The following is a 25686-nucleotide window of genomic DNA, read 5'->3' on the forward strand; positions in this document are numbered from 1 at the left end:
GGTGTGAAAAGCACTTTCATCGACCGCCCAGAGGACAGAACACCATGCATTCCCCTTCTTCCACCGCCGGACCACGCGACAGCCTGCGCGCCACCGCCTTGGCGGCCCTGGCCGTCAGCACCTCGCTGCTGCTGCACGCGCTGCCAGTCCAGGCGGCCGAGCCGACCGCCAGCGCCGCTGCCCGGAGCTACCAGATCCAGCCGGGTCCGCTGGGCCCGGCGCTGATGGCCTTTGCCGCACAGGCAGGCGTGAACCTGGGCATGGACCTGCAGCAGCTCGGCGGCATGGAGACACGCGGCCTGTCCGGCACGTTCTCCGTGGAGGACGGCTTTGCGCAGCTGCTGAACACTTCTGGCTGGACAGCGCGCCGCGTGGGTGCGGGCAACTACGCGCTGGAGAAGCTGCCTGCGGCGGCCCGCCAGGCGCCGTCCGCTGCAGCGGCCGTGCCCGCAGCACCGGCCGCAGCCCAAGCCGCAGCAGAGGCCACGGAACTTGCCGCCATCACGGTGACCGCGCGCACGCAGAACAACCTGGTCGCGCCCTCGCGGCAAGTGACGATTCTGGAAGGCCAGGAGGTGGAGCAGTTGCGCCAGGGCTCGGACAGCCTGGCCACCATGCTCAGCAAGGTGGTGCCTGGCATGGCGGACTCCAGCCACACCATCACCGACTACGGCCAGACGCTGCGGGGCCGCAACATGCTGGTCCTGGTGGACGGCGTTCCGCTGAACACCAACCGCGACTCGTCCAGGAACCTGGCCAACATCAACCCGGCCGACATCGAGCAGATCGAGGTGCTGCGCGGCAGCAGCGCCATCTACGGCAGCGGTGCGGCGGGCGGCATTGTCTCCATCCGCACCAAGCGGCCCTCGGGCGAGACGCGGGCCGAGACCATCGTCACCGGCTCGGCTCCCCTGTCCCGCCTGCGCGGCGCGGGGCTGGGTGGGGAGGTGCAGCACTACCTGTCCGGCGGCGGCGAAGTGGTCGACTACTCGGTGAGCCTGGGCGCAAAGCACATGGGCGGCGCCTTCGACGCCAAGGGCAACCGCATTGCGCCCGAGCCCAGCCAGGGCGACCTGTTCGACTCCAGCATCTACAACGCGTCGGCCAAGATCGGCTTCAAGCTCGACGCCGACCAGCGCCTGCAATTGACCGCCAGCCACTACAACGCGGCCCAGGATACGGACTACGCCTCCGACCCGTCGGTGGCGCGGCTGCCGGCCGGAACGGCGGCGGCCCGCCCCATCAAGGGCCTGGTGCTGGCCGACCAGAACCAGATCAGGAACACCCTGCTGGGACTGGACTACGAGAACCGCAACTTCGCGGGAAGCACGCTGGCCGCCCAGCTCTACTACCGTGACTTCTTCACCCGGTTTGCGCCCTTCGACGCCCGCGCCGTGCCGGTGCGGGGCGCCAATGTCGATCAGTCCATGCAGAACTCCGAGGTCTTTGGCGGGCGCCTGACGCTGAAGACGCCGCTGGGCACCAGCAAGAAAAGCCTGCTGATCTGGGGTGCGGACTTCCACCAGGAGCGCACCGACATGCCCATCGACATCTTCGACCCCAGGGCCTATGACGCCAGCGGCGGCCTGGTCTTCAACAAGACCGGCCGCCTGATCTACATGCCCCCGGTCACCACGCGCAGCATCGGCGCCTTCGCCCAGCTGCAGCACCAGTTCAGCGACCAATGGTCGGCCGAAGGCGGGCTGCGCTACGACCGCGCCCAGGCCAGCTTCAACGACTTCACGCCGCTGTCGCAATCGCGGGTGCCCAACCCCCAGTCCGTGAATGGCGGCACCGTCCAGTACAACGCCTGGACCTACAACCTGGGCACGGTCTTCACGCCGGTGAAGGGCCAGGAGTTCTATGCCTCGTACAGCCAGGGCTTCGAGCTGCCGGACATCGGCGTGGTGGTGCGCAATGCCACGCCAGCCTTCAACCTGGGCAACTCCAACCTGCAGGCGGTCAAGACCAACACCTATGAAATGGGCTGGCGCGGCAAGTTCTCCAACGTGATGGCCAATCTCAGCGTCTTCCAGTCGCGCTCCGACCTGGGCGCCGTGCAAAGCTTCAACAACGGCCTGTCCCTGCTGCGCACCCGCGAGAAGATCCACGGCATCGAAGGCGGCCTGGACTACTTCAGCGATGACGACCACTGGAGCGCGGGCGGCAGCTTCACCTGGATGAAGGGCCGCGAGCTGCCGCAGGCCGCCAGCGGCTACCAGGACATGACGGGCTTTCGCATCCCGCCGCTCAAGCTGACGGCCTATGTGGAGTACCGGCCCGATGCCCGCTGGAGCCACCGCCTGCAGGCAACCTCGTATGCCGCCAAGGACTACCGCCTGGACGGCAAGACCGGCTTTGGCCGCTATGACACGCGGGGCTACACCACGGTGGACCTGATCAGCCAGTGGAAGATCGACCCCAAGAACCGCGTGTCCCTGGGCGTGGAAAACCTGTTCAACCGCCAGTACTTCCCGCTCTACAGCCAGCTGCTGCGCAGCAACAACAACACCAGCCGCCTGCCAGCGGCCGGCACGGTGCTGAAGATCAGCTACGCGCACACCTGGTGACCCGCGGGCAGGCACCGATCGCCGGGGCCTGCCAATACCCACCCGTGCAGCCCGGACGACCCCTGGATAAAATGAGAACCAATCGCATTAAGTCATTGATATCAGGGGATTCATCTTTGCGGTTGTGGGGGTCAGCATGTCATCCGGCGAATTCGCGCTGCACAACGAGGTCCAGTCGCTCTATCGTGACCATCACCGATGGCTGCGCGATTGGCTGCGCGGAAAACTGGGCTGTTCCCACCATGCCGCCGACCTGGCCCACGACACCTTCGTGCGCCTGCTCGGCCGCAAGGAGCGGGCGGAACCGGTGGACCCCCGCGCCTACCTGACCACCATCGCCCACGGCCTGGTGGTGGACTTTCACCGACGCCGGGCGCTGGAGCGGGCCTACCTGGAGTCGCTGGCGGCCCTGCCCGAGCCGCAGGCGCCCTCGCCCGAGGCGCGGGCCATCGTGCTGGAGGCCCTGGTGGCCATCGACGCCATGCTCGACGGCATGAAGCCCGCCGTGCGCCAGGCCTTCATCCTCTCGCAGCTCGAAGGCCTGACCTATGCGCAGATCGCCGCCCGGCTGCAGGTGACGGTACGCACCGTCAACAACTACATGCTCAAGGCGCTGGAGCACTGCTACCTCATCGTGGCAGACGGCGCATGACGGCCTTGCCCTCGAACAGCGACAGCGCCCTGGACGCGGCTGCACATTCGCCCACCCACACCACCACCCCAGCCCAGGCACAGGCCCGCATCCGCCAGGAAGCGATCGCCTGGTACGCGCGCCTGTGCTCCGGCGATGCCACCGACGCCGACCGTGCCGCCTGGCAGCGCTGGCATGAGGCCCACCCCGAGCACCAGCGCGCATGGCGGCATTTCGACGCCCTGCAGTCCATGCTGCAGCGCGTGCCGGGCCACCTGGCCGCCTCCACGCTGCAGGCCAGCCGGCGCAGCCGCCGCCGGGTGCTGCGCGGCATCGGCGCACTGGTGGGCAGCGGGGCCGTGGCAGGCCTGTCATGGCAGCTGGCCGGCGGGCAGGGCGGGGTGCGCTCCTGGCTGGCCGACTACCGCACCGGCACGGGCGAGCGGCGCACCATCACGCTGGCCGACGGTTCCGAGCTGACGCTGAACACCCGGACCTCGGTGGACGTGTCCATGGAACCCGTGCGCCGGCTGCTGGTGCTGCGCGAGGGCGAGATCCTGGTGCAGACCGCCCATTCCCTCGCCGGGCCCGGCGCGGGCGCCAAGGATGGCCGCCCGTTCATGGTGCACACGCCGCAGGGCCGCATCCTGGCGCTGGGCACGCGCTTCACCGTGCGCAGCAAGGGCGGCGAGGGCGGTGACACCGTGGTGAGCGTGCTGCAGGACGCCGTGGAAATCCAGCCCCTGCAGGACGCCAGCCGCAGCCTGCGGCTGCAGGCCGGCCAGCAGGCCAGCTTCAGCCGCAACGGCATGCTGCCCGCCCAGGCCGCCGACCCGGCCCTGGTCAGCTGGGTGGGCGGCAGCCTCATCGTGGACGGCTGGCGGCTGGACGACGTGGTGCGCGAACTCGCACGCTACCGGCCCGGCCGCCTGGCCTGCGACCCGGCCGTGGCCGACCTGCGCGTGTCCGGCGTGTTTCCCCTGGCCGACACGGACAAGGCGCTGGCCGTCATCACCCGCGCCTTCCCGGTGCGCGCGGCCGGCCTGTCGCGCTACTGGCTGACCCTGGTGCCCGTCTAGGGCCAGCCCAGGGTCAGCCATTTCCCCATGCCGCACAAAAAACTTCGCGGCCAATTTTCATCTTTTGCGATCTCGTTCGGCTCCCTTCATGAAAGCCCTTGTCTCACCGCTGTTCATGGCCAGGAAACCCGAATGCAAACGCCCTTCACACCGACACCCGCCCGCGCGGCGCTGACCTGCCTGCTGGCTGCGGCGGTGGCATGTGCGGCCCCCGGCCATGCGGCCGAGCCCCTGGCGCAGACCCGCCAGGCCGCCAGGGCCCATGAGATCGGGGCCGGCCCGCTGGCCTCGGTGCTGGGCCAGTTTGCGGCGGCCGCAGGCGTGGCCCTGTCCTATGACCCGGCCAGCACGCGCCAGCGGCAGTCGGGCGGCCTGCGCGGCAGCTATACCGTGGGCGCGGGCTTTGCGGCCATCCTGGCGGGCTCCGGGCTGGAGGCGGTGGAAGGCGGCGCGGGTGAATTCATCGTGCGCAAGGCGGCCATGCCCGCCACGGCCGGCGCTGCAGCGGCCGATGCCACCGAGCTGCCCGCCGTGCGCGTCGTGGCCCGGGCAGCCCCTGCCCCGGTCGATGCCGACGAGCGCTACCAGCCCACGCCCGATGCCTCCAGCCTGCGCACCACGGTGCCCATGCTGGAGATCCCGCAGGTGGTCAACGTGGTGCCGGCCCAGGTGATCCGCGACCAGCGCCCGCGCAACCTGGACGAGGCGCTGGCCAATGTCAGCGGCGTCACCCAGGGCAACACCCTGGCCAGCACGCAGGACACCATCATGAAGCGCGGCTTCGGCACCAACCGCGACGGCTCCGTCATGCACAACGGCATGCCCCTGGTGCAGGGGCGCGGCATGAACGCCGCCGCCGAGAGCGTGGAAGTGATCAAGGGCCCGTCCTCGCTGCTGTACGGCCTCATGGACCCGGGCGGCGTGATCAACGTGGTCAGCAAGAAGCCGCAGCTGCGCCAGCGCACGGCGCTGTCGCTGCAGGGCTCGGGCCATGCGGGCGGGCGCAACGGCACGGGTGTCACGCTGGACACCACCGGCCCCATCGGTGAGAACGGTCTGGCCTACCGCCTGGTCGTCGACCATGTGGACGAGGACTACTGGCGCAACTTCGGCCAGCACCGCGAGACGCTGGTGGCGCCGTCGCTGGCCTGGTATGGCGACGACACGCAGGCCGTGCTCTGGTACGAATACCGCAAGTACCTGACGCCCTTCGATCGCGGCACGGCGCTGGACCCGGTCACCCAGCGCCCGCTGGACCTTCCGGCCACGCGCCGCCTGGACGAGCCCTTCAACCAGATGACGGGCGAGACCCACCTGGCCCAGCTCTCCGTGGACCACCGCCTGGGCAGCGGCTGGGCCGCCCACCTGAACCTGAGCTACAACCGCGAGATCTACGACGCCAACCAGCTGCGCGTGAACGGCGTGAACACCGTGCGCGGCACCCTGCAGCGCAGCAACGACGCCACGCACGGCGCACTCAGCACCGACAGCTATGGCTCGGCCTATGTGGACGGCAGCGTGCAGCTGGCCGGCCTGCGCCATGACCTGCAGTTCGGCGCCGATGCCGAGTACCGGCTGATCTACCGCTCCGACCTGCTGCGCCAGGCCGTCACCTCCACCTTCAGCTACACCAACCCCGTCTATGGGCTGGAGCAGCCCTCGGCCACCGTCTCGGCCAGCGACAGCGACCAGAGGGACCAGCTGCACAACCAGTCGCTGTTCCTGCAGGACGCCATCCACCTGGGCGAGCGCTGGGTGCTGACCACCGGCCTGCGCTACCAGAGCTGGCGCCAGACCGCCGGCCGGGGCCGCCCGTTCAAGGCCAACACCCAGGCCGACGGCACGGCCTGGCTGCCGCGCGCCGGCCTGGTCTACCAACTGGCCAACGGCCTGTCGCTCTACGGCAATTACTCGCAGTCGCTCAGGCCCACCTCCACCATCGCGCCGCTGGCCAGCGGCACCGTGATCGACTCGGGCGTGGCGCCCGAGGAGGCCCGGTCCTGGGAAGCCGGCGCCAAGCTGGACCTGCCAGGGCAGCTCACCGGCACGCTGGCGCTGTTCGACATCCGCAAGAAGAACGTGCTGGTCTCGCAGTTCAACGACGCCACCAAGCTGACCGACTGGCGCACCTCGGGCGCGGCGCGATCGCGCGGGCTGGAGGTGGATGTGGCCGGCGAGCTGGGCCGCCACTGGAGCGCCATCGCGGCCTTTGCCTATGTGGATGCCAAGACCACGCAGGACCCGCTCTACCAGGGCAACCAGCTGTGGAACGTGGCGCGGCAGACGGCCTCGCTGTCGGCCGTGTACGACTTCGGCCAGGTCCTGGGCGGTGTGCTGGACGAGGGCCGGCTGCGCGTGGGCGGCGGCCTGCAGTACGTGGGCAGGCGGCCCGGCGACTCGGCCAACTCCTTCTGGCTGCCGGGCTATACCGTGGCCCATGCCTTTGCCACGTATGACACGCGGATCAACGGCTACAGGACGCGCTTTCAGCTCAACGTGAAGAACCTGTTCGACCGCACCTACTACCCGTCGAGCGCCAACACCTACTTCATCTCGATGGGCGACGCGCGCCAGGTGCTGCTGCGCGCCACGGTCGAGTTCTGAGCGGGCGCCAGCCCCGCCCCCGGTCTTTCCTTTTTCTGTGTCTGTCCCGGCCCGCAGCCGCATGCGATGCCGCGCACCACGCATTACCTCCATGAACTTATCTCCGCCGCTTATCGCCTCGCCGAACGCCCCGCCGAACGCTTTTTTCCTCTATTGACTGGCCATTGCGCATGCCTTCCTCCTTACACACCCTCCCCCCCATTGCCGGCATGCCCCGTTCCTGCCTGTGCCTTGCCCTGGCTGCCATCCCCGTGATGGCCTTCTCCCAGGCCGCCGACGCACCGTCCACGCAACTGGAAACCGTGCAGATCCAGGCCGAGAAGCAGCAGAACAACGAAGACAACTTCGTCGCCCGCAAAACCACGGGCGTGCTGCGTTCCGATGCGCCGCTGTTCGAGACCGCGCAGTCCATCAGCGTGGTCACCCAGCGGCAGATCGAGGAAAAACAGGTCAGGTCCGTGGCCGAGGCGCTGGAGAGCGTGGCCGGCGTGGCGTCCGGCTCGTACGGCCGGCGCGGCTGGGATGACTTCATCATCCGCGGCCAGATCTCCAGCGCGCAAACCTATGTGGACGGCCTGCGGGCGCAGACCTCCACCAATGTGCTGCGCTCCGAGGACATCTTCGGCATCGGCTCCATCGAAGTGGTCAAGGGCCCCACCTCGGTGGGCTTCGGCCTGGCCCTGCCGGGCGGCCTGGTCAACCTGACCACCAAGCGCCCGCAGGCCGAGTCGTTCTCGCGTGCCGGCATCAGCGTGGGCAGCCATGGATTGAAGGAGGCGAACTTCGACCTGAACTACTCGCCCGACGCAAGCCGCAAGGGCGCCTTCCGCATCGTGGGCCGCGCGTCCGACCAGAACGATCCCACGGACTACGTCTACTTCAAGAACCAATACCTGGCGGGCTCGTACAACTTCGACCTGGACGGCAGGAACGAACTGTCCGTCATCGCCAGCTACCAGCACCGCAACTACATCCGCAACCAGGGCATTCCGCAGAACTACGAAAAGTACGGGCGCAATGTCTTCATAGGCGAGCCCGACCGCAGCTACGAGGTGGACTCCTACCGCCTGGGAGCCAACTACGCGCACTACTTCGACAACGAATGGGTGTTCCGCCAGAACCTTGCTCTCACCAAGGGCAGCAGCCTGAGCAACTCGGTCTTTGCGGCGGCCAATGCCAGGTTCCCCCTGGTCGCGCGCCAGATCAACTACCAGGACAAGCAGGACGTCAACATCGCCCTGGACAACTACCTGCAGCGCAACTTCAAGTTTGATCGCGTGGACTACGAGCTGACCGCCGGCATCGACATGATGCGAGAGCGCAGCGACTACTACCAGCGTGTGGACAACATCAACCCCTTCAACGCCGACAACCCGGTCTATGGCGTCACCTCCATCAAGGAGGGCAAGCCCTCGCACAACCTGACCTACAGCCAGTACGTGGGCCTGTACCTGCGCAACACCATCAAGATCGACGAGAAATGGATCGTCGGCCTGAATGGCCGCCATGACTGGACGCGCGTGGAAATCCAGGACAGGCTGGCCGGCGGCTCCGTCAGCAACAGCAACACCGCCTTCACGGGCAGTGCCTCGCTGATGTACCAGGCCAGCGAATTCCTGGCCCCCTACGTCAGCTACTCCACCTCCTTCATGCCCGTGACGGATGCCGGCATCAACGGCACGCTGCTCAATCCCGAAGAGGGCAAGCAGACCGAGCTGGGCGTGAAATTCCAGGCCCTGGACCGGCGCGTGCAAGGCTATCTGGCGGTGTATGACCTGCGGCGCAAGAACGTCACCGAGAACGACGCCACCCTGGGCTACGCCGTCCAGACCGGCGAGCAGACCACCAAGGGCTTCGAGGCGGAAGTCGCCGCCTCGCTGACGCGGCAATGGAATGTCTCGGCCGCCTACAGCCACATCCCCTCGGCCCGGACCTCCCAAAGCCTGACGGCCAGCGAAATCGGCAAGCGCATCAACCATGTGCCCAAGAACGCGGGCTCCGTCTTCACGCAGTACTACTTCAAACCCGACCGCCTGGGCTGGAACATGGGCGCGGGCCTGCGCATGCAGGGCGCGCGCACGGCGCAGCGCGGCACGGCCTTCGTCAACCTTGCCAAGTACACCCTGCTCGACCTGAACCTGGGGTATGAAGCGAAGTCATGGGGCCTGAGCCTGGCCATCAAGAACCTGCTGGACAAGGACTACGTCCAGGGCACCACGCCGAACGCGCAGCTGATCAGCTTCGGCAGCCCGCGCACGCTGATGGTGAGTGCCAGGTTCAAGTACTGAGGCTGGCTGGCTCCTTCAAGCATGCGAGCCTTTCAGCCAAGGTGCGCAACCCGGCCTGGCGGAACTGGTAGCTGGGCGTCCTCAGGTGCGAACGCTGGCTCAGCACCGGTTGGCCGCCCTCCGGCGTGAGTTGCCGGCGACAACGTGGCCGCTCCAAGGGTGCCACGGCCTGAGCCGGTGGCCCTGCGGCGATCCCGGCCAGAGGTAGGCCCTCGACACGGAAAAGCCGCCCGAAGGCGGCCGGTTCCAGGGAGCATTGCACCAGCGCTGGCTGCGATCAATCAGCGTTGCTGTGGCTGGCGCAAAGGCTGCCCTTGTTGGCGGACGTTCGCCTTGCACTGCATCTGGCTGTAGTTCCTGTCCGTGATGGGTTGCCCCATCTGCATGGGAACATGGACCGGATGCTGCGGGCCTCTCGTGGGAAGAAGCTGTTTCATGGTTCCATCCTCACGTCAAACGGAACGCCGCCCAGCCCGTCAGCGGGGCTGATTGGGCTGCTGCTGGCCTGGCTGGTTCTGGCCAGGTTGCTTGTGCTGGGGGTTGTCCTGCTGCTGCTGTCCCGGGTTTTTCTGGTTCGGGTTCTGCTGCTGCGGGTTGTTTTGCTGCTGCTGTTGCTGGTCGTTTTGCTGAGCCATGGGTATCTCCTTCACATGGTGGCCAAAGAGGCGCGTCAAACGAAGCGCCCGACTGCAGCGCAGATATGCACTGCGCTGGTAACCAGTGTGGGACCAGACATGCGGCTCAGCCGTAGGACCGGCCAGAGCGTGCGCAGCCCCATGTTTCCATACCGCAGGTAGGCCGGCCGCCGGGTGTCCGACGGACATTTCGCACAGGGGCAAAGAAGGAACAGGGCAGGTCACGACCTGCGCCCTGCTGCCCCCTACCCTCTGCCTCACTCCACCGTCACGCTCTTGGCCAGGTTGCGCGGCTTGTCCACGTCGGTGCCGCGCGCGCAGGCCGTGTGGTAGGCCAGCAGCTGCAGCGGGACCACGTGCAGGATGGGGCTGAGCGCGCCGTAGTTCTCGGGCATGCGGATGACGTGCATGCCTTCGCTGCTTTCGATGTTGGTCTTGGCATCGGCCAGCACGTAGAGCACGCCGCCGCGCGCGCGCACTTCCTGCATGTTGCTCTTGAGCTTTTCCAGCAGCTCGTCATTGGGCGCCACCGTGACCACGGGCATGGCGCTGTCCACCAGGGCCAGCGGGCCGTGCTTGAGCTCGCCCGCCGGATAGGCCTCGGCGTGGATGTAGCTGATTTCCTTGAGCTTGAGCGCGCCTTCCAGCGCAATCGGGTAGTGGATGCCACGGCCCAGGAAGAGCGCATTCTCGCGCTTGGCAAAGTCCTCGGACCAGCTGATGACCTGGGGCTCCAGCGCCAGCACGGACTGCAGGGCCACGGGCAGGTGGCGCATGGCGGCCAGGTACTGCTGCTCCCTTTCCTCGCTCAGCCGCCCTTGGGACTGGGCCAGGGCCAGGGTCAGCAGGAACAGGCCCGCCAGCTGGGTGGTGAAGGCCTTGGTGGAGGCCACGCCGATCTCCACTCCGGCGCGTGTGATGTAGGCCAGCTCGCACTCGCGCACCATGGCGCTGGTGGCCACGTTGCAGACGGTCAGCGTGTGCTTCATGCCCAGGCCCTGGGCGTGGCGCAGCGCGGCCAGGGTGTCGGCGGTCTCGCCCGACTGGCTGATGGTGACGACCAGGGTCTTGGGATGGGGAACGCTGGTGCGGTAGCGGTATTCGCTGGCCACTTCCACGCTGCAGGGCAGGCCGGCCAGCGATTCGATCCAGTACTTGGCCGTGCAGCCGCTGTAGTAGCTGGTGCCGCAGGCCAGGATGAGCACGCGGTCGATTTCCTTGAACACGCGCCAGGCCGAAGAGCCGGCCTTGCCGTCCGAGGCCACGCCGTCGAACAGCTCGGGCACGATGGCCTGCACACCTTCCAGCGTGTCGGCAATTGCGCGCGGCTGCTCGAAGATTTCCTTTTGCATGTAGTGGCGGTAGGGGCCCAGCTCGGCCGCGCCGCTGTGGGCGTGCACGGTGCGCACGGGGCGCTGCTCGGGCGCCAGGCGCTCGCCGCCCTTGCCCACCAGCCAGTAGCGGCCGGGCTGCAGATCCACGATGTCGCCCTCTTCCAGGTAGACGATCTGGTCGGTCACGCCGGCCAGGGCCATGGCATCGCTGGCCAGGAAATGCTCGGCGCCCTCCTGGCCCACGCCCAGGATCAGCGGCGAGCCCGCGCGCGAGCCGACCACGCGCTGCGGCTCGTCCTTGTGCATGACGGCGATGGCGAAGGCACCATGCAGCCGCTGCGTGGCGGCCTGGACGGCATCGAACAGATCACCGCCGTAGAGGCTGTCCACCAGGTGGGCGATGACCTCGGTATCGGTCTGGCTGGCGAAGACATAGCCCTTGGACTGCAGCTCGGCGCGCAGGGCTTCGTAGTTTTCGATGATGCCGTTGTGCACCAGGGCCACGCGGGCCGGCTGGTCGGCGTCGGCCACGGGAGAGACACCAGGGCCGTGGCTGAAATGCGGATGGGCGTTGCGCACGGCCGGCTCGCCATGCGTGGCCCAGCGGGTATGGGCAATGCCGGTGTGGCCGATGACCTTGTCCTGCTGCACCTGGGCCATGAGTTCGGCCACGCGCGCCGTGGAACGGGCGCGTTGCAGGCCCTGGCTGTGCACGCCCTGGGCGTCCAGCGCCTGCACGGCCACGCCGCAGGAGTCATAGCCGCGATATTCCAGGCGCTGCAGGCCCTGGACGAGAACGGGGACGATATCGCGGAAGGAAACCGCTGCGACGATGCCACACATGGACAAGCTCCTTGTTTCGAGATGACGACGGATGCTACGCAGGTTGAAAAGAAATTTCTCGCCAGATTTCCTTATCTATTGAACTAATATTTCACCATCAAGCAGTCAAGAAATATTATTTCAATCAGAACAATTAAATGAACCAAAATTCCATGCAACTGGACGCTACAGACCTGCAGCTGCTGCAGCTGCTGCAAGAAGACTGCAGCCGCAGCAACCAGGCCCTGGCCGCGCTGCTGCAGCTGTCGCCGCCCACCTGCCTGCGCCGCGTGCGGCGGTTGCAGGAGACCGGGCTGATCGAGCGGCAGGTGGCCATCCTGCAGCCGCAACGCCTGGCCGCCGCCCTGGGCCACGGGCTGCAGGCCATTGTGGAAGTCTCGCTGGACCGCCAGGACAGTGATTCGCTGGACAGCTTCGAGCGCCGCGCCGTGGCGCTGGACGCCGTGCAGCAGTGCTGGCGCGTGTCGGCCGGGCCTGATTTCATCCTCGTGGTGGCCGCGCCCGACATGCCCGCCTACCTGGAATTGAGCCGCGCGCTATTCACGGGCGACGCCAACGTGCGCAATGTCAAGAGTTTTTTCAGCGTCAAGCGCGCCAAGTTTTCCACCGCCATGCCGCTGCCATCCGCAAATCCCGGAACAGCCGCCGAATGAGGCCAGGAGCCTTGATTTTGTGAGTATTTGTGCTCATCAGAAAGCTACGCTGCATCGGGGCCGCGTAGGACAAGAGGCCTGCAATGTGTCCCGAACGCCAACTTTGGGCAACGTTAAACTTTAAGGCGTTGCGCACGCACGGGGACAATGATACAAATTGATGCAACAACACTTTCTGACGCGCTAGGCAATCGGCGCGCACTCGGCTCGCACCGCCATGTCCTTGCGCCAGCGCATCCATCGCCGAACCTACCCCTTGCGCGTCTCCAGCATGGCATTGGGCGGCCTCGTCGTGGGCACGGCCATGACCGAGATGGGCGCCAGCACGGCGGTCTGGGGCTTTGTGCTGGTGAGCGCCCTGGTCTGGCCGCACATCGCCTTTTTGCACGCCCGCCACAGCCGTGACAGCCACCGCGCCGAACACGCCAATCTGCAGATAGACGCGCTGATCATCGGCAGCTGGATTCCGGTGATGCATTTCTGCGCATTGCCCAGCATTGCGCTGCTGGCCATCAGCATTGCCGACCGCAACCACACGGCCACGCGCGACGGCTGGCTGCAATCGCTGGTGGCCACCTTGCTGGCCGCCGCGCTGGTGGCCCTGCTGCTGCGGCCCGTGCCCGACTGGGAGGCCAGCCTGGCCGTGCAGCTGAGCATGCTGCCCCTGCTCCTGCTGCACAGCGTGTTCTCCAGCTGGTCCACGCGCCAGCTGGTGCGCAAGCTGGCGCGCCAGAACGTGAAGCTGCAGGTGCTCAGCCGCATCGACCCGCTGACCACGCTGTACAGCCGGGACTACTGGTGGCAAAAGGCCCGCGCCGCGCTGCGCGACTACCGGCAGACGCAGGCCTCGGCCTGCCTGCTGATCGTGGACATAGACCACTTCAAGCGCATCAACGACAGCTTCGGCCACACCGTGGGCGACGAAGTGCTGCAGGCCATAGGCCTGACCATCCGGCACTGCCTGCGCTCGCACGACGCGGCGGGCCGCTATGGCGGTGACGAGTTCGCCGTGCTGTGCATGCACACCCAGCTGGACGACGCCTATGCGGTGGCGCTGCGCATACGCAACCAGTTGAGCCAGTTGCGCGTGCGCGAGCATCCCCAGCTGCGCGTGAGCGCCAGCATTGGCGTGGCGGCGGCGGACCCGAGCTTTCTGTCGGTCAAGGACTGGATCAATGCGGCCGACAGCGCGCTCTACAGCGCCAAGGATGCCGGGCGCGACCAGGTGATCCCCGCCGCGCCGCTGATGGCCGGCAGCGCGCCTGCCCGAGCGGGAACAGGCTCGGACACAGACCCCGATACAGGCTCCGACACGGGCCCGGACACCAGGGACTCCCGCCCCACGCACCAGCCCGAGCCGGACGACACGCTGATCTGAGGGCAGGCTCCAGCGGCAGGCGGTCTCAGAGCCCGCGATCGGCGCGCCGCACTTCGCCGCCGGGCCAGTTCAGGCAGACGCTGCAGCCGCCCGCGGGCGTGGCGCGGATGGTGGCCTCGCCGCCGTGGCGGCGCATCACGCCGCGCACCAGGGCCAGGCCCGTGCCCAGGCCGGGGAACTCGGATTCGCGGTGCATGCGCTGGAAGATGCCGAACAGCGCTCCCGCACGCGAGGGGTCGAACCCCACGCCGTTGTCCGTCACGCTGAGCGTGATGCCGCCGTCGGCATGGCGCTCCACATCGATGGCAATGCGCGGCTGGTCCACGGGCCGGGTGAACTTGACGGCGTTGTCCAGCAGCGCCTCCAGCACCTGGCGCAGCAGGGCCGCGTCGGCACGCACGGCGGGACTTTGCTGCGGCAGGCTCCATTGCAGCCGCGACGCCGCGCCGCAGGCAGCCCAGCGCGGCTGCGCGAGCACCGCCGTGCGCGCCTGCTCCAGCAGCTCCTGCAAGGCGACGGGCTGCCACTGCATGGGCGTGCGCGCGGCGCGCGACAGGGCCAGCAGGCCGTCGAGCATGCCGCCCATGCGGCGCGCCGACTGGTCCATGGTCTGCAGGAAGCCGCGCGCCTCCTGCAGCTCCTGCGGCGAAGGCGCGGCCTGCGACAGCAGCTCATCGACCAGGGGGCCGAAGGACAGCACATGGCGCAGCGGCGCGCGCAGGTCGTGCGACACCGCATGCAGCCATTCCTGCTGGGCGGCGCGCAGGGCCTGCAGCTCCTGCTCGCGCTGGGCCAGGCGCTCCAGCGCATCCTGCAAGGTGCGGGGAGGCCCCTGCAGATCCGCAGCGGGGTCGGGGGGCGGATGGGGTGCGAAAGGTTCCGTCATGGCATGGACAGGGTCAGGAGATTCGGCAAATCGGCGTACCCCGTACGGGACCCGCCGGCGATGCGGGCCCTCGAGCCCACGTGTCTCGGAAGTCTCAGGACTTGGGCAGCTTGACCGGGCGCTTCCAGCTGGTGATGCTCACCTGCCTGCCCCGCGATACCGTGAGCACGCCGGGCTCGGTGCTCTTGGTGACCGTGGAGCCGCCGCCCACCGTGCCGCCCGCGCCAATGGTGACGGGAGCCACCAGCACGCAGTTGCTGCCGATGTGCACGTCGGCCTCGATCACCGTGCGGTGCTTGTTCACGCCGTCGTAGTTGGCCGTGATGGAGCCGGCGCCGTAGTTGACGCGCTCGCCCACCGTGGCATCGCCCAGGTAGGCCAGGTGGTTGGCCTTGGCGCCATCGGCCAGCACGGAGTTCTTGACCTCGACGAAGTTGCCGATGTGGACCTCGCGGCCCAGCTGCGCGCCGGGGCGCAGGCGTGCAAAGGGGCCCACCAGGGCGCCCTCGCCCACGCTGACGCCGGCCTTCTCGCCATCGACATGGGTGTACGGATGGATGACGGCGCCCGCCGCAATCGTGGCGTTGGCAATGCTGCAATAGGCGCCGATGCGCGCGCCTTCTCCAATCTCCACATGGCCGCCGAAGATGCAGCCCACGTCGATCTCCACATCCTGCCCGCAGACCAGGCGTGCCGCGCGGCCGGTGCGCGGGTCGTCGCGCAGGTCAAAGCGCGCGGGGTCGGCCAGGCGCACGCCCTGCTCCATCAGCGCGCGGGCCTGGGCGCCCTGGTGGGCGCGCTCCAGCTCGGCCAGTTGCAGCGGGCTGTTGACGCCCGCCACCTGCACCGGGTCGGCAATGCAGTGCGCGACCACGGGCACGCCGTCGGCCACGGCCATGGCGACCACGTCGGTCAGGTAGTACTCGCCCTGGGCGTTGTCATTGGTCAGGCGGGCCAGCCAGCCGGCCAGGTGGCGGGCCGGCACGGCCATGATGCCGCTGTAGATTTCCTGGATGGCGCGCTGGGCGTCATTGGCATCCTTTTGCTCGACGATGCGCTGCACCGTGCCGTCTTCGCCGCGCACGATGCGGCCGTAGCCCGTGGGATCGGGCAGGCGCACGGTCAGCAGCGCCAGCCGCCGGCCATCGGCCGCATCGACCAGGGCGCGCAGGGTGTCGGCCTGCGTCAGCGGCACATCGCCCGAGAGCACGATGACCATGCCATCGCCCGCCAGCGCGGGCACGGCCTGCTGCACCGCGTGGCCCGTGCCCAGCTGCGGCTCCTGGCGCACGAACTTCAGCGCCATGGAGCCGCCCTGGCAGGCCGCCGCCATGGCGGGCTCCACCTGGTCCGCGCCGTGGCCCGTGACCACCACGGCCGAGCGCGCATCCAGCTGCGCCGCCGTGGACAGCACATGGCCCAGCAACGGGCGCCCCGCCAGGCGCTGCAGGACTTTGGGAAGGCGGCTTTTCATGCGCGTGCCCTTGCCCGCGGCCATGATGACGAGATCCAGAGGTGCTGTCATAGGTGATTCATCCAAAACGCCAGAACCTGTGCCGGCAACGCCGCCGATTATCTGCCCGCCAAGGGCTGCGGCCGGTCACACGATTGACGTATGCTGGCGGCGCCATGCCCCATGCCACCACTGCACCCGTTCCCCTGCTGCGCACACGCGCCATCGGAGCCGGCCATCTGCGTGCCTTCCTGGCCGTGGCCCGGCACCTGAATTTCCGCGCGGCAGCCGACGAGCTGTCGCTGACGCAGTCGGCCGTGAGCCGCCAGATCCAGTCGCTGGAGGATGAAGTCGGCGTGCCGCTGTTCCTGCGCCACACGCGCGCCGTGGAGCTGACGGGGGCCGGCGCCCAGCTGCTGCGCTCGGTGGCGCCCGCGCTGGAGCAGATCGACGCCTCGGTGCGCCAGATCCGCCAGACCGTGGGCCGCAAGAGCGTGGCCATCACCACCTGGGCCAGCTTTGCCGCCATGTGGCTGATCCCGCGCCTGGAGTCCTTCCAGCGCGCCTGGCCCGATATCGACATCCGCATCGACACCAGCGACACCGTGATGGACCTGGACACCACCGACGTGGACCTGGCCCTGCGCTACGGCCGCGCGGGCGATGGCTGGCCCCAGGCGCAGCGCCTGTTCGGCGAGCAACTGGCTGTGGTGGCCAGCCCGCGCCTGCTGGCCGGCGGCCCGCCGCTCAGGACGCCAGCCGATGCCGCGCGCTACACGCTGATCGAGACCGGCGACGCCCACCGCATGCCCCAGCTGGAATGGCTGGGCTGGCAGCGCTGGTTCGGCGTGCAGGGCTGCGACCAGCTGCAGCCGCCGCGCTGGCTGTACTTCAACTACGCCCACCAGATCGTGCAGGCCGCCCTGGCCGGACAGGGCCTGGCGATTGCGCGGCTGCCGCTGGTGGCCGATGCGCTGGCGGCTGGCGACCTGGTCGAGGTGCTGCCCGCGCACCGGCTGGAATCGCCGCTGGCCTACTGGCTGATCGTGGGCCCGCGCAGCGCCGCGCGTCCCGAGGTGGCCGCCTTCTGCCGGTGGCTGCAGGAGCAGGCCGAGGTCACGCGCGAAACCGTCGAGTCGCCCCCGGCATGACTGTGCAGCCGGGCGCATGGCCCGGTGCGGGCCTCAGCCCAGCGTCACGCGTGCAAACTTGCGCTTGCCCACCTGCACCACATAGGTGCCGGCTTCGAGCTTGAGGCCCCGGTCGCTGATGGCCGTGCCGTCCACGCGCACGCCGCCGCCGTCGATCAGGCGGTTGGCCTCGCTGGTCGAGGGCGCCAGGTTGGCCTGCTTGAGCAGGGCACCGATGCCCAGCGGCGCGCCCGACAGGCTGACCTCGTCGATCTGGTCGGGAATGCCGCCCTTGCTGCGGTTGTTGAAATCCTGCTCGGCCGCATCGGCCAGCGCCGCGCTGTGAAAGCGCGCCGTGATCTCCTTGGCCAGCAGCACCTTGGCGTCCTTGGGATTGCGCCCGCCTTCCACCTCGGCCTTGAGCGCGGCGATCTCGGCCAGGCTCTTGAACGACAGCAGGGTGTACCAGTTCCACATCAGCGTGTCCGAGATGCTCAGCACCTTGGCGAACATGGTGTTGGCGTCCTCGGTGATGCCGATGTAGTTGTTCTTGGACTTGGACATCTTGTGCTCGCCGTCCAGGCCCACCAGCAGCGGCATGGTGAGCACGCACTGCGTGTCCTGCCCATATTCCTGCTGCAGGTGGCGGCCCATGAGCAGGTTGAACTTCTGGTCCGTGCCGCCCATCTCCAGGTCGGCGCGCAGCGCCACCGAGTCATAGCCCTGCAGCAGCGGGTAGAGGAACTCGTGCAGGCTGATGGAGCTGCCCTCGGTGAAGCGCTGGTGGAAGTCGTTGCGCTCCATCATGCGGGCCACGGTGTACTTGGCCGACAGCTCGATCATGCCGCGCGCGCCCAGCTTGTCGCACCACTCGCTGTTGTAGCGCACCTCGGTGCGGGCGGGGTCCAGCACCTTGGCGGCCTGGGTGTAGTAGGTCTCGGCGTTGACCTTGATCTGCTCGGCCGTCAGCGGCGGGCGCGTGCTGTTGCGGCCCGAAGGGTCGCCGATCAGGGTGGTGAAGTCGCCGATCAGGAAGATCACCTGGTGGCCCAGGTCCTGCAGCTGGCGCATCTTGTTGAGCACCACGGTGTGGCCCAGGTGGATGTCGGGCGCCGTCGGGTCCAGGCCCAGCTTGATGCGCAGCGGCACGCCGGTGGCCTCGGAACGGGCCAGCTTTTGCACCCAGTCCGCCTGGGGCAGCAGCTCATCCACGCCGCGCAGGGTGGTTTCAAGCGCTTGGCTTACACCGTCGGTGACCGGGTATGTTGTAACAGCAGATTGATTCATAAGGGTTTTTCGCCAGGCCGCGTAGGACTGCGTCGGTATACTCCGGGGATTTTCCCGCTGCGGCGAATTCTAGACGCCCACCTATCCGCACCGCAGAGCGCGGACTTGTTGCCCGTCTGGAGAGCGTATCCCGCCGCTGCGATGCTGTCCGGCCCCCGCAGGGCCGGATGCGCGCAACCCAAGGATCTGATGTTGTGAAATATGGCTTGAACCATGCCAGCGGTGCTCTTGTTGCGCGGCTGACCTCCGTGATCCAGCAACACCCCAAGCGTGTCACCGCGGCACTGGCAGCCATCTTGCTCACGGGCGGCGGCGGCGCCTTCGCCGTGGCCAACCTGGGACCCGATCCGGCCGACCTGCCGGTGCGCATGCTCTCCACGCCCGTGGAATCGCTGGCAGAGGGCCAGACCCTGACCGAGCTGACCGACAGCGTGCAGGGCATGTCCCTGTACCGTTCCGAATACACGCGCGGCAGCGACACGGCCGAAACCCTGCTCCAGCGCCTGGGCGTGGCCGATCCGGCCGCCGCCGCCTTCATGCGCGGCAACGACCAGGTTCGCCAGCATGTGCTGGGCCGCGCCGGCCGCCTGGTGACGGCCGAGACCACGCCCGACCACCAGCTGTCGCAGCTGACCGTGCGCTGGGCGCCCGACGAGGACGGCAGCTTCCGCCGCCTCGTGGTCGAGCGCAGGAACAATGAACTGAGCACCCGCATCGAGACGGGCAAGCTGACGGCCTCGCCGCGCCTGGCCGGCGGCATCATCCGCAGCTCGCTGTTCGCCGCCACCGACGCGGCCTCCATCCCCGATGCCGTGGCCATGCAGATGGCCGACATCTTCCAGGGCGACGTGGACTTCCGCCGCAGCCTGCGCAAGGGCGACCGCTTCTCCGTGGTCTACGAATCGCTGGAAGCCGATGGCGAGCCGCTGCGCGCAGGCCGCGTGCTCAGCGCCGAATTCCACAACAACGGCAAGGTCGTGCAGGCGCTGTGGTTCCAGGACGAAGGCAAGGCCAAGGGCGACTACTACACCATGGACGGCAAGAGCCGCCGCCAGGCCTACCTGACCTCGCCCGTGGAGTTCTCGCGCATCAGCAGCGGCTTTGCCATGCGCATGCACCCCATCCACAAGACCTGGCGCGCCCACCTGGGCACGGACTTCGCCGCTGCCACGGGCACCAAGGTGCGTACCGTGGGAGACGGCACCGTCTCCTTCGCGGGCGTGCAGAACGGCTATGGCAACGTGATCTTCGTGGACCACGCCAACAACCACACCACGGTCTACGCCCACCTGAGCCACATCGGCGTCACGCGCGGCCAGCGCGTGGAGCAGGGCGACATCATCGGCAATGTGGGCTCCACGGGCTGGGCCACCGGCCCGCACCTGCACTTCGAGTTCCGCGTCAACGGCGAGCACCGCGATCCCATGACCATCGTCCAGGCCACCGATGCCGCCCGCCCCGTCTCCAAGGCCGGCCGCGCCGCCTTCGACAAGATGGCCTCGCAGATGCGCATCGAGCTGCAGGCATCGAACGAAGCACTGGCCCTGGCCAGCGAACGCTGAGCCACCGCGCTCCCATCCCGCAAAGGCTGCCCTGGCAGCCTTTGTTGTTTCAGGCGCATCCTTTTGTGATCGCGGGCCCCAGGCCGCAGGGCTACCATTGCCGGCATGAACCAGCCCATCCCCTCCCCCATCGCCCACCGCTACTGCATAGGCCTGATGTCCGGCACCTCGCTTGACGGGGTGGACGGCGTGCTTGTGGACTTTGCCGAAGGCACGCAGGTGCGGTGGCATGCCAGCCGGGGGTTCGACGCCGCGCTGCGCGCCGAGCTGCTGGCCCTCAACACCCCCGATGGTCGCGACGAGCTGCACCGCGCGGCGCTGGCGGCCAATGCGCTGGCGCGCAGCTATGCCGAGGTGGTGCGGGAACTGCTGCAGGCCACGGGCCTGGCGCCCGCGCAGATCGCCGCCATTGGCGCCCACGGCCAGACCGTGCGCCACCGGCCGCAGATGTTCGACGGCACGGGCTACACGCTGCAGCTCAACAGCCCGGCCCTGCTGGCCGAGCTCAGCGGCGTTGCCGTGGTGGCCGACCTGCGCAGCCGCGATGTGGCCGCTGGCGGCCAGGGCGCGCCGCTGGTGCCCGCCTTCCACCAGGGCGTGTTCGGCCGGCCCGGCGAGACGGTGCTGGTGCTCAACATCGGCGGCATCGCCAACCTCAGCGTGCTGGCGGGCGATGGCACGGTGCTGGGCTTCGACTGCGGCCCCGGCAATGCGCTGATGGACGGATGGTGCCAGACCCACACCGGCCAGCCCTATGACGACGGCGGCCAGTGGGCGGCCACGGGCCAGGTGCTGCCCGCCCTGCTCGACCGCCTGCTGGCCGAGCCTTTCCTGCAGCAGCAGCCGCCCAAGAGCACGGGGCGCGACCTGTTCCACGTGGACTGGCTGGCCGGCCATCTTTCCGCCACTGCAACCAGCGCCGCCGATGCCCGCCCTGCCGACGTGCAGGCCACGCTCACCGAATTCACGGCCCGCGCCTGCGCCGGTGCCGTGCAGCGCTTCGGGCGTGGCGGTGGCGAGCTGCTGGTCTGCGGCGGCGGCGCCTTCAACACGCAACTGATGCAGCGCATCGCCGCCTTGCTGCCAGGCGTGGCCGTGGACACCACGGCCGCGCGCGGCCTGCCGCCTCAGCAGGTGGAGGCCGCCGCCTTCGCCTGGCTGGCGCGCCAGGCCCTGCTGGGTTTGCCGGGCAACCTTCCCGCCGTAACGGGCGCACGCGGCCCGCGCATCCTGGGCGCCATCCACCCCGCATAAAAAAACCATGCAAGGCATCCGCCAAGCATGGGCCCACCAAACATCTTGCCTGAGCCCAAAGCCTATGAAACTGGCGCGGCCCAAAAGCAGGGACGCCGAGCAAGAGCCGCCTCGCGGCGAGGGCGTCGTCCCCCTCCCGCGAAGCGAGAGAGGGCGCCGTGCATACGGGGGAAGGCGCGTAAGCGCCTCAGGGGGTGCTATCCGCCTATATAGACGAACTTGAAGAGGAAGACGCCGCCGATCAGCCACACCATCCAGTGCACTTCCTTGGCGCGGCCCGTGAACAGCTTGAGCACGGCATAGGTGATGAAGCCGAAGGCCAGGCCATTGGCCACCGAGTAGGTGAAAGGCATGAGCAGGGCCGTGACGGCAGCAGGGATGGCCTCGGTGGTCTCGCCCCATTCGATCTCGGTCAGCTCCTTGAGCATCAGGCAGGCCACGAAGAACAGCGCGGGCGCCGTGGCGTAGCCGGGCACCACGCCGGCCAGCGGCGACAGGAACAGGCAGCACAGGAAGAGCACGGCCACGGTCAGCGCCGTCAGGCCCGTGCGGCCGCCCGCCTGCACACCGGCCGCGCTTTCCACGTAGGCCGTGGTGCTGGAGGTGCCCAGCAGCGAGCCTGCGAAGATGGCGCCGCTGTCGGCCAGCAGCGAACGGTTGAAGCGGCCCATGCGGCTGGGCACCAGCAGGCCCGCGCGCTTGGCCACGCCCATCAGCGTGCCCGTGGCATCGAACAGCTCGACCAGGAAGAACACCAGCACCACGTTGAGGATGCCGCCGGTCAGCGCGGACTTGATGTCCAGCTGCAGGAAGGTGGGCGCAATGGAGGGCGGCGCCGAGAACACGCCGTGGAACTCGTTGCCTGCGAAGAAGAACGAGGCCACGGTGACCGCGACGATGCCGATCAGGATGGCGCCCGGCACCTTCAGGCGGTCCAGCACCACGATGATCAGAAAGCCCAGCGAGGCCAGGATGACTTCGGGCTTGTGCAGGTCGCCCAGGGTCACGAAGGTGGCCGGCGATGCGGCCACGATGCCTGCGCTCTTGAGCGCGATCAGCGCCAGGAACAGGCCGATGCCCACGGTGATCGCTATGCGTATGGACTGCGGTATGCCCTTGATGATCAGCTCCCGCAGGCCGAACAGCGTCACCAGCAGGAACAGGCAGCCGGAGACGAAGACCGCGCCCAGCGCGGCCTGCCATGTGAAGCCCATGTGCAGCACCACCACGTAGGCGAAATAGGCGTTCAGGCCCATGCCCGGCGCCAGCGCGATGGGATAGTTGGCGTACAGCGCCATGATGGTCGTGCCCAGCGCCGCGATCAGGCAGGTGGCCACGAAGACGGCCCCCTTGGGCATCCCCGCATCCCCCAGGATCGAGGGATTGACGAAGATGATGTAGGCCATCGTCAGAAAGGTCGTCAGGCCCGCGACCAGCTCGGTTCTTACATTGGTGCCGTGCTCACTGAGCTTGAACACCCGTTCCATCCAGTTCATCGCATTGTCTCCGTGTTGTTTTCGCATGCGGGGCGCAACGGTTGTGAAAGCGCCCAGGGTTGAGCACCGGCTGTCCAGGCCGGCACAAGGCATGGCACCCTGCCGGGCGGCCATGGACCTGGTGGCGCGCATCGCTGCGCGCGGATTCAAGGAATGGGGGGCGGCGCCGGTCCGCTCAGCTCCCGGCGGCCTGCACGGCCTCGATGGCGCGCAGGATGGATTCCGGCGTGGCCGGCGATTGCAGCGGCGGGTTGCTGCGGTGCCCGCCCGCGGCCGAGACGGCATCGCGGATGGCGAAGAACACCGAGAACGGCAGCAGCAGCGGCGGCTCGCCCACGGCCTTGCTGCGGTGGATGGAGTCCTCGAAGTTGTCGCCCTCGAACAACCGCACGTTGAACACGGGCGGGCAGTCGTTGGCCGTCGGGATCTTGTAGGTGCTCGGGGCGTGCGTGGTGAGCTTGCCGCTTTGCGGGTGCCAGACCAGCTCTTCCGTGGTCAGCCAGCCCATGCCCTGGATGAAGGCGCCCTCGACCTGGCCCACGTCCACGGCCGGGTTCAGCGAGCGGCCCACGTCGTGCAGCACGTCGGCGCGCAGCAGCTTGAACTCGCCGGTCAGCGTGTCCACCACCACCTCGCTCACGGCCGCGCCGTAGGCGTAGTAGAAGAAGGGACGGCCCTGCATGGTGTCCTTGTTCCACGATAGGCCGGGCGTGGCATAGAAGCCGTCGGACCACAGCTGCACGCGCTCGATGTAGGCCTCGCCCACCACGGCCTTGAAATCCAGTACCTTGCCGTTGACGTGGACCTGGTCGTTGGCGAAGCGCACGTCCTCCGCGCGGCCGCCATGGCGCTCGGCGGCGCAGGCGGCCAGGCGTTCGCGGATCTGGCGCGCCGCGTCCTGAGCGGCCTTGCCGTTGAGGTCGGCCCCCGTCGATGCCGCCGTGGCCGAGGTGTTGGCCACCTTGGTGGTGTCGGTGGCCGTGACGCGCACGCGCCCGAAGCCCACGCCCAGCTCGTGCGCCACGACCTGGGCCACCTTGGTGTTCAGGCCCTGGCCCATCTCGGTGCCGCCATGGTTCACGAGGATGGAGCCGTCGTTGTAGACATGGACCAGGGCGCCGGCCTGGTTGAAGTGCTTGACGTTGAAGGAGATGCCGAACTTCAGCGGCGTCAGCGACAGGCCGCGCTTGAGCACGGGGCTGGCCGCGTTGAATTCGGCGATGGCATCGCGGCGCGCGCGGTAGTCGCTGCAGGTCTCCAGCTCGGCCACCAGCTCGTGGATCACGTTGTCGGTCACGACCTGGCTGTAGGGCGTGACGTTGCGCTCGGTCTTGCCGTAGAAGTTGGCGCGGCGCACATCGAGCGCATCGCGCCCCAGCTCGCGCGCCACCGTCTCCATGATGTTCTCGATGGCGATCGCGCCCTGCGGGCCGCCGAAGCCGCGGAACGCCGTATTGCTCTGCGTATTGGTCTTGCCGGAGTAGCCGTGCATGGACACATCGGGCAGCCAGTACGTGTTGTCGAAGTGGCACAGCGCACGCGTCATCACGGGGCCGGACAGGTCGGCCGAGTGGCCGGCGCGCGAGACCATGGAGATCTCGGCGCCGAGGATGCGACCCTCGTCGTCGTAGCCCACCTCGTACTCGTACCAGAAGCAGTGGCGGCGGCCCGTGATCATGAAGTCGTCATCGCGGTCCAGGCGCAGCTTGACGGGGCGGCGCAGCCGCGTCGCGGCCACCGAGGCCACGCAGGCGAACAGGGCCGACTGCGACTCCTTGCCGCCGAAGCCGCCGCCCATGCGGCGGCACTCCACATGCACGGCGTGCGAGGCCACGCCCAGCGCATGGGCCACCAGGTGCTGCATCTCGCTGGGGTGCTGGGTGGAGCAGTACAGGTGGACGGCGCCGTCCTCCTTGGGAATGGCGTAGCTGATCTGGCCTTCCAGGTAGAACTGCTCCTGGCCGCCCACGTAGAACGATGACTTCAGGCGGTGCGGCGCCTCGTCCATGGCGCGGCGCGCGCCGCCTTCGTTCGTGCTGCGCGCCAGGTGCATGGGCGGCAGCACGTACTGGCCCAGCTCATGCGCCTGCTGGGGCGTGAGCACGGGCGGCTCGGCCGCGATGTCGGCCGCCGCCTTGGCCTGGGCCGCAGCCAGGCGCGCAGCCTCGCGGCTTTCGGCGATCACCGCGAACAGCGGCTGGCCCAGGTAGCGGATTTCGCCGCTGCACAGGATGGGGTCGTCGTGGATGATGGAGCCGCAGTCGTTGACGCCGGGAATGTCCTCGCCCGTGAGCACGGCCACCACGCCGGGCATGGCGCGGATGGCATCCAGCCTGAGCGCATTGAGCCGGCCATTGGCCACGGGCGACAGGCCCAGCGCACAGTGCAGCGTGCCGTCCAGCTCGGGCAGGTCGTCGATGTAGGCGGCTTCGCCGGCCACATGCAGATGGGCCGACTCATGCGGGCGGCTGATGCCCACGCGCTGGCCCTGGGTGTGGGCGCCGGCCTCGGCACGCTCGTCCACGCGGAAGGCGGTGTTCTTCAGGTAATGCGCAAAGGCCTCGGACGAATGCAGCAGGGAGGGATCGATGGGGCGGTTCATT

At 68.3% G+C, this 25686-nt stretch carries 17 protein-coding genes; 11 read left to right on the plus strand and 6 right to left on the minus strand.

The genetic code is table 11. The annotated features are described in order from the left end of the window. The first annotated feature begins 44 nt into the window (after window positions 1-44). From A9976_RS24310 to A9976_RS24335, 6 genes are all read left to right on the plus strand, one after another. Complete coding sequence (locus A9976_RS24310) at window positions 45-2570, plus strand: TonB-dependent receptor (protein WP_183021125.1); 2526 nt, start codon at window positions 45-47, stop codon at window positions 2568-2570. A gap of 136 nt (window positions 2571-2706) precedes the next feature. Further along, window positions 2707-3222 (plus strand): sigma-70 family RNA polymerase sigma factor, encoded by a 516-nt coding sequence (locus A9976_RS24315; RefSeq protein ID WP_183021126.1) that lies wholly within the window; start codon window positions 2707-2709, stop codon window positions 3220-3222. Continuing rightward, window positions 3219-4280, plus strand: a complete 1062-nt coding sequence (locus A9976_RS24320) for a FecR domain-containing protein (protein ID WP_183021127.1) — start codon at window positions 3219-3221, stop codon at window positions 4278-4280. Before A9976_RS24315 ends, A9976_RS24320 begins: the two co-directional genes overlap by 4 nt. Window positions 4281-4412: 132 nt before the next feature. Further along, window positions 4413-6884, plus strand: coding sequence for a TonB-dependent receptor (locus A9976_RS24325; RefSeq protein ID WP_183021128.1), 2472 nt, complete (start codon window positions 4413-4415; stop codon window positions 6882-6884). Window positions 6885-7093: 209 nt separating this feature from the next. After that, the gene (locus A9976_RS24330; RefSeq protein ID WP_259649288.1) at window positions 7094-9172 is read left to right on the plus strand and encodes a TonB-dependent siderophore receptor; all 2079 of its coding nucleotides are present in this window, start codon (window positions 7094-7096) and stop codon (window positions 9170-9172) included. A gap of 392 nt (window positions 9173-9564) precedes the next feature. After that, complete coding sequence (locus tag A9976_RS24335) at window positions 9565-9969, plus strand: hypothetical protein (protein WP_183021130.1); 405 nt, start codon at window positions 9565-9567, stop codon at window positions 9967-9969. Between the two features lie 95 nt (window positions 9970-10064). Here the strand turns inward: A9976_RS24335 and glmS are convergent, their stop codons facing one another. Next, window positions 10065-11984: a glutamine--fructose-6-phosphate transaminase (isomerizing) gene (gene glmS / locus A9976_RS24340; protein ID WP_183021131.1), complete on the minus strand. Its 1920-nt coding sequence runs from the start codon at window positions 11982-11984 to the stop codon at window positions 10065-10067. A 137-nt stretch (window positions 11985-12121) separates the two neighbouring features. On the opposite strand from glmS, the gene A9976_RS24345 reads away from it, so the two are divergent. Together A9976_RS24345 and A9976_RS24350 are read left to right on the plus strand one after the other, a co-directional pair. After that, window positions 12122-12637, plus strand: a complete 516-nt coding sequence (locus A9976_RS24345; RefSeq protein ID WP_183021132.1) for an Lrp/AsnC family transcriptional regulator — start codon at window positions 12122-12124, stop codon at window positions 12635-12637. A 217-nt stretch (window positions 12638-12854) separates the two neighbouring features. Next, window positions 12855-14015, plus strand: a complete 1161-nt coding sequence (locus tag A9976_RS24350) for a diguanylate cyclase (RefSeq protein ID WP_183021133.1) — start codon at window positions 12855-12857, stop codon at window positions 14013-14015. 25 nt (window positions 14016-14040) lie between these two features. Here the strand turns inward: A9976_RS24350 and A9976_RS24355 are convergent, their stop codons facing one another. Continuing rightward, complete coding sequence (locus A9976_RS24355; RefSeq protein WP_183021134.1) at window positions 14041-14901, minus strand: ATP-binding protein; 861 nt, start codon at window positions 14899-14901, stop codon at window positions 14041-14043. 94 nt (window positions 14902-14995) lie between these two features. Then, window positions 14996-16426 (minus strand): bifunctional UDP-N-acetylglucosamine diphosphorylase/glucosamine-1-phosphate N-acetyltransferase GlmU, encoded by a 1431-nt coding sequence (gene glmU / locus A9976_RS24360; protein WP_183021135.1) that lies wholly within the window; start codon window positions 16424-16426, stop codon window positions 14996-14998. Between the two features lie 104 nt (window positions 16427-16530). Between glmU and A9976_RS24365 the strand changes: the two genes are divergently transcribed. Continuing rightward, window positions 16531-17505 (plus strand): LysR substrate-binding domain-containing protein, encoded by a 975-nt coding sequence (locus tag A9976_RS24365; RefSeq protein ID WP_012207701.1) that lies wholly within the window; start codon window positions 16531-16533, stop codon window positions 17503-17505. 33 nt (window positions 17506-17538) lie between these two features. On the opposite strand, the gene tyrS is transcribed toward A9976_RS24365, so the two are convergent. Continuing rightward, window positions 17539-18771, minus strand: a complete 1233-nt coding sequence (tyrS, locus tag A9976_RS24370; RefSeq protein ID WP_180318672.1) for a tyrosine--tRNA ligase — start codon at window positions 18769-18771, stop codon at window positions 17539-17541. 167 nt (window positions 18772-18938) lie between these two features. Here tyrS and A9976_RS24375 point away from each other — a divergent pair, with 167 nt between their 5' ends. Together A9976_RS24375 and A9976_RS24380 are read left to right on the plus strand one after the other, a co-directional pair. After that, on the plus strand, window positions 18939-20333 hold the full coding sequence (locus tag A9976_RS24375) for a M23 family metallopeptidase (protein WP_183021136.1): 1395 nt from the start codon (window positions 18939-18941) through the stop codon (window positions 20331-20333). Between the two features lie 105 nt (window positions 20334-20438). Continuing rightward, window positions 20439-21587, plus strand: a complete 1149-nt coding sequence (locus A9976_RS24380) for an anhydro-N-acetylmuramic acid kinase (RefSeq protein ID WP_183021137.1) — start codon at window positions 20439-20441, stop codon at window positions 21585-21587. A 197-nt stretch (window positions 21588-21784) separates the two neighbouring features. Here A9976_RS24380 and A9976_RS24385 read toward each other — a convergent pair whose 3' ends face one another. After that, the gene (locus A9976_RS24385) at window positions 21785-23083 is read right to left on the minus strand and encodes an NCS2 family permease (RefSeq protein WP_012207705.1); all 1299 of its coding nucleotides are present in this window, start codon (window positions 23081-23083) and stop codon (window positions 21785-21787) included. 175 nt (window positions 23084-23258) lie between these two features. Then, window positions 23259-25685: a xanthine dehydrogenase molybdopterin binding subunit gene (xdhB, locus tag A9976_RS24390; protein ID WP_183021138.1), complete on the minus strand. Its 2427-nt coding sequence runs from the start codon at window positions 25683-25685 to the stop codon at window positions 23259-23261. Window position 25686: the final 1 nt, after the last annotated feature.

Origin of the sequence: Delftia sp. UME58, assembly GCF_014170385.1 — a bacterium.
GTDB classification, from domain to species: domain Bacteria; phylum Pseudomonadota; class Gammaproteobacteria; order Burkholderiales; family Burkholderiaceae_C; genus Comamonas; species Comamonas acidovorans.

Coding starts and splice junctions, on each gene's coding strand:
- A9976_RS24355 (WP_183021134.1), bottom strand. CDS start 14,901: ATGACGGAACCTTTCGCACCCCATCCGCCCCCCGACCCCGCTGCGGAT.
- A9976_RS24345 (WP_183021132.1), top strand. CDS start 12,122: ATGAACCAAAATTCCATGCAACTGGACGCTACAGACCTGCAGCTGCTG.
- A9976_RS24375 (WP_183021136.1), top strand. CDS start 18,939: ATGCGCGCAACCCAAGGATCTGATGTTGTGAAATATGGCTTGAACCAT.
- xdhB (WP_183021138.1), bottom strand. CDS start 25,685: ATGAACCGCCCCATCGATCCCTCCCTGCTGCATTCGTCCGAGGCCTTT.
- A9976_RS24320 (WP_183021127.1), top strand. CDS start 3,219: ATGACGGCCTTGCCCTCGAACAGCGACAGCGCCCTGGACGCGGCTGCA.
- A9976_RS24335 (WP_183021130.1), top strand. CDS start 9,565: ATGGACCGGATGCTGCGGGCCTCTCGTGGGAAGAAGCTGTTTCATGGT.
- A9976_RS24310 (WP_183021125.1), top strand. CDS start 45: ATGCATTCCCCTTCTTCCACCGCCGGACCACGCGACAGCCTGCGCGCC.
- A9976_RS24380 (WP_183021137.1), top strand. CDS start 20,439: ATGAACCAGCCCATCCCCTCCCCCATCGCCCACCGCTACTGCATAGGC.
- A9976_RS24330 (WP_259649288.1), top strand. CDS start 7,094: ATGCCCCGTTCCTGCCTGTGCCTTGCCCTGGCTGCCATCCCCGTGATG.
- A9976_RS24325 (WP_183021128.1), top strand. CDS start 4,413: ATGCAAACGCCCTTCACACCGACACCCGCCCGCGCGGCGCTGACCTGC.
- glmS (WP_183021131.1), bottom strand. CDS start 11,984: ATGTGTGGCATCGTCGCAGCGGTTTCCTTCCGCGATATCGTCCCCGTT.
- A9976_RS24315 (WP_183021126.1), top strand. CDS start 2,707: ATGTCATCCGGCGAATTCGCGCTGCACAACGAGGTCCAGTCGCTCTAT.
- A9976_RS24350 (WP_183021133.1), top strand. CDS start 12,855: ATGTCCTTGCGCCAGCGCATCCATCGCCGAACCTACCCCTTGCGCGTC.
- glmU (WP_183021135.1), bottom strand. CDS start 16,426: ATGACAGCACCTCTGGATCTCGTCATCATGGCCGCGGGCAAGGGCACG.
- tyrS (WP_180318672.1), bottom strand. CDS start 18,771: ATGAATCAATCTGCTGTTACAACATACCCGGTCACCGACGGTGTAAGC.
- A9976_RS24365 (WP_012207701.1), top strand. CDS start 16,531: ATGCCCCATGCCACCACTGCACCCGTTCCCCTGCTGCGCACACGCGCC.
- A9976_RS24385 (WP_012207705.1), bottom strand. CDS start 23,083: ATGAACTGGATGGAACGGGTGTTCAAGCTCAGTGAGCACGGCACCAAT.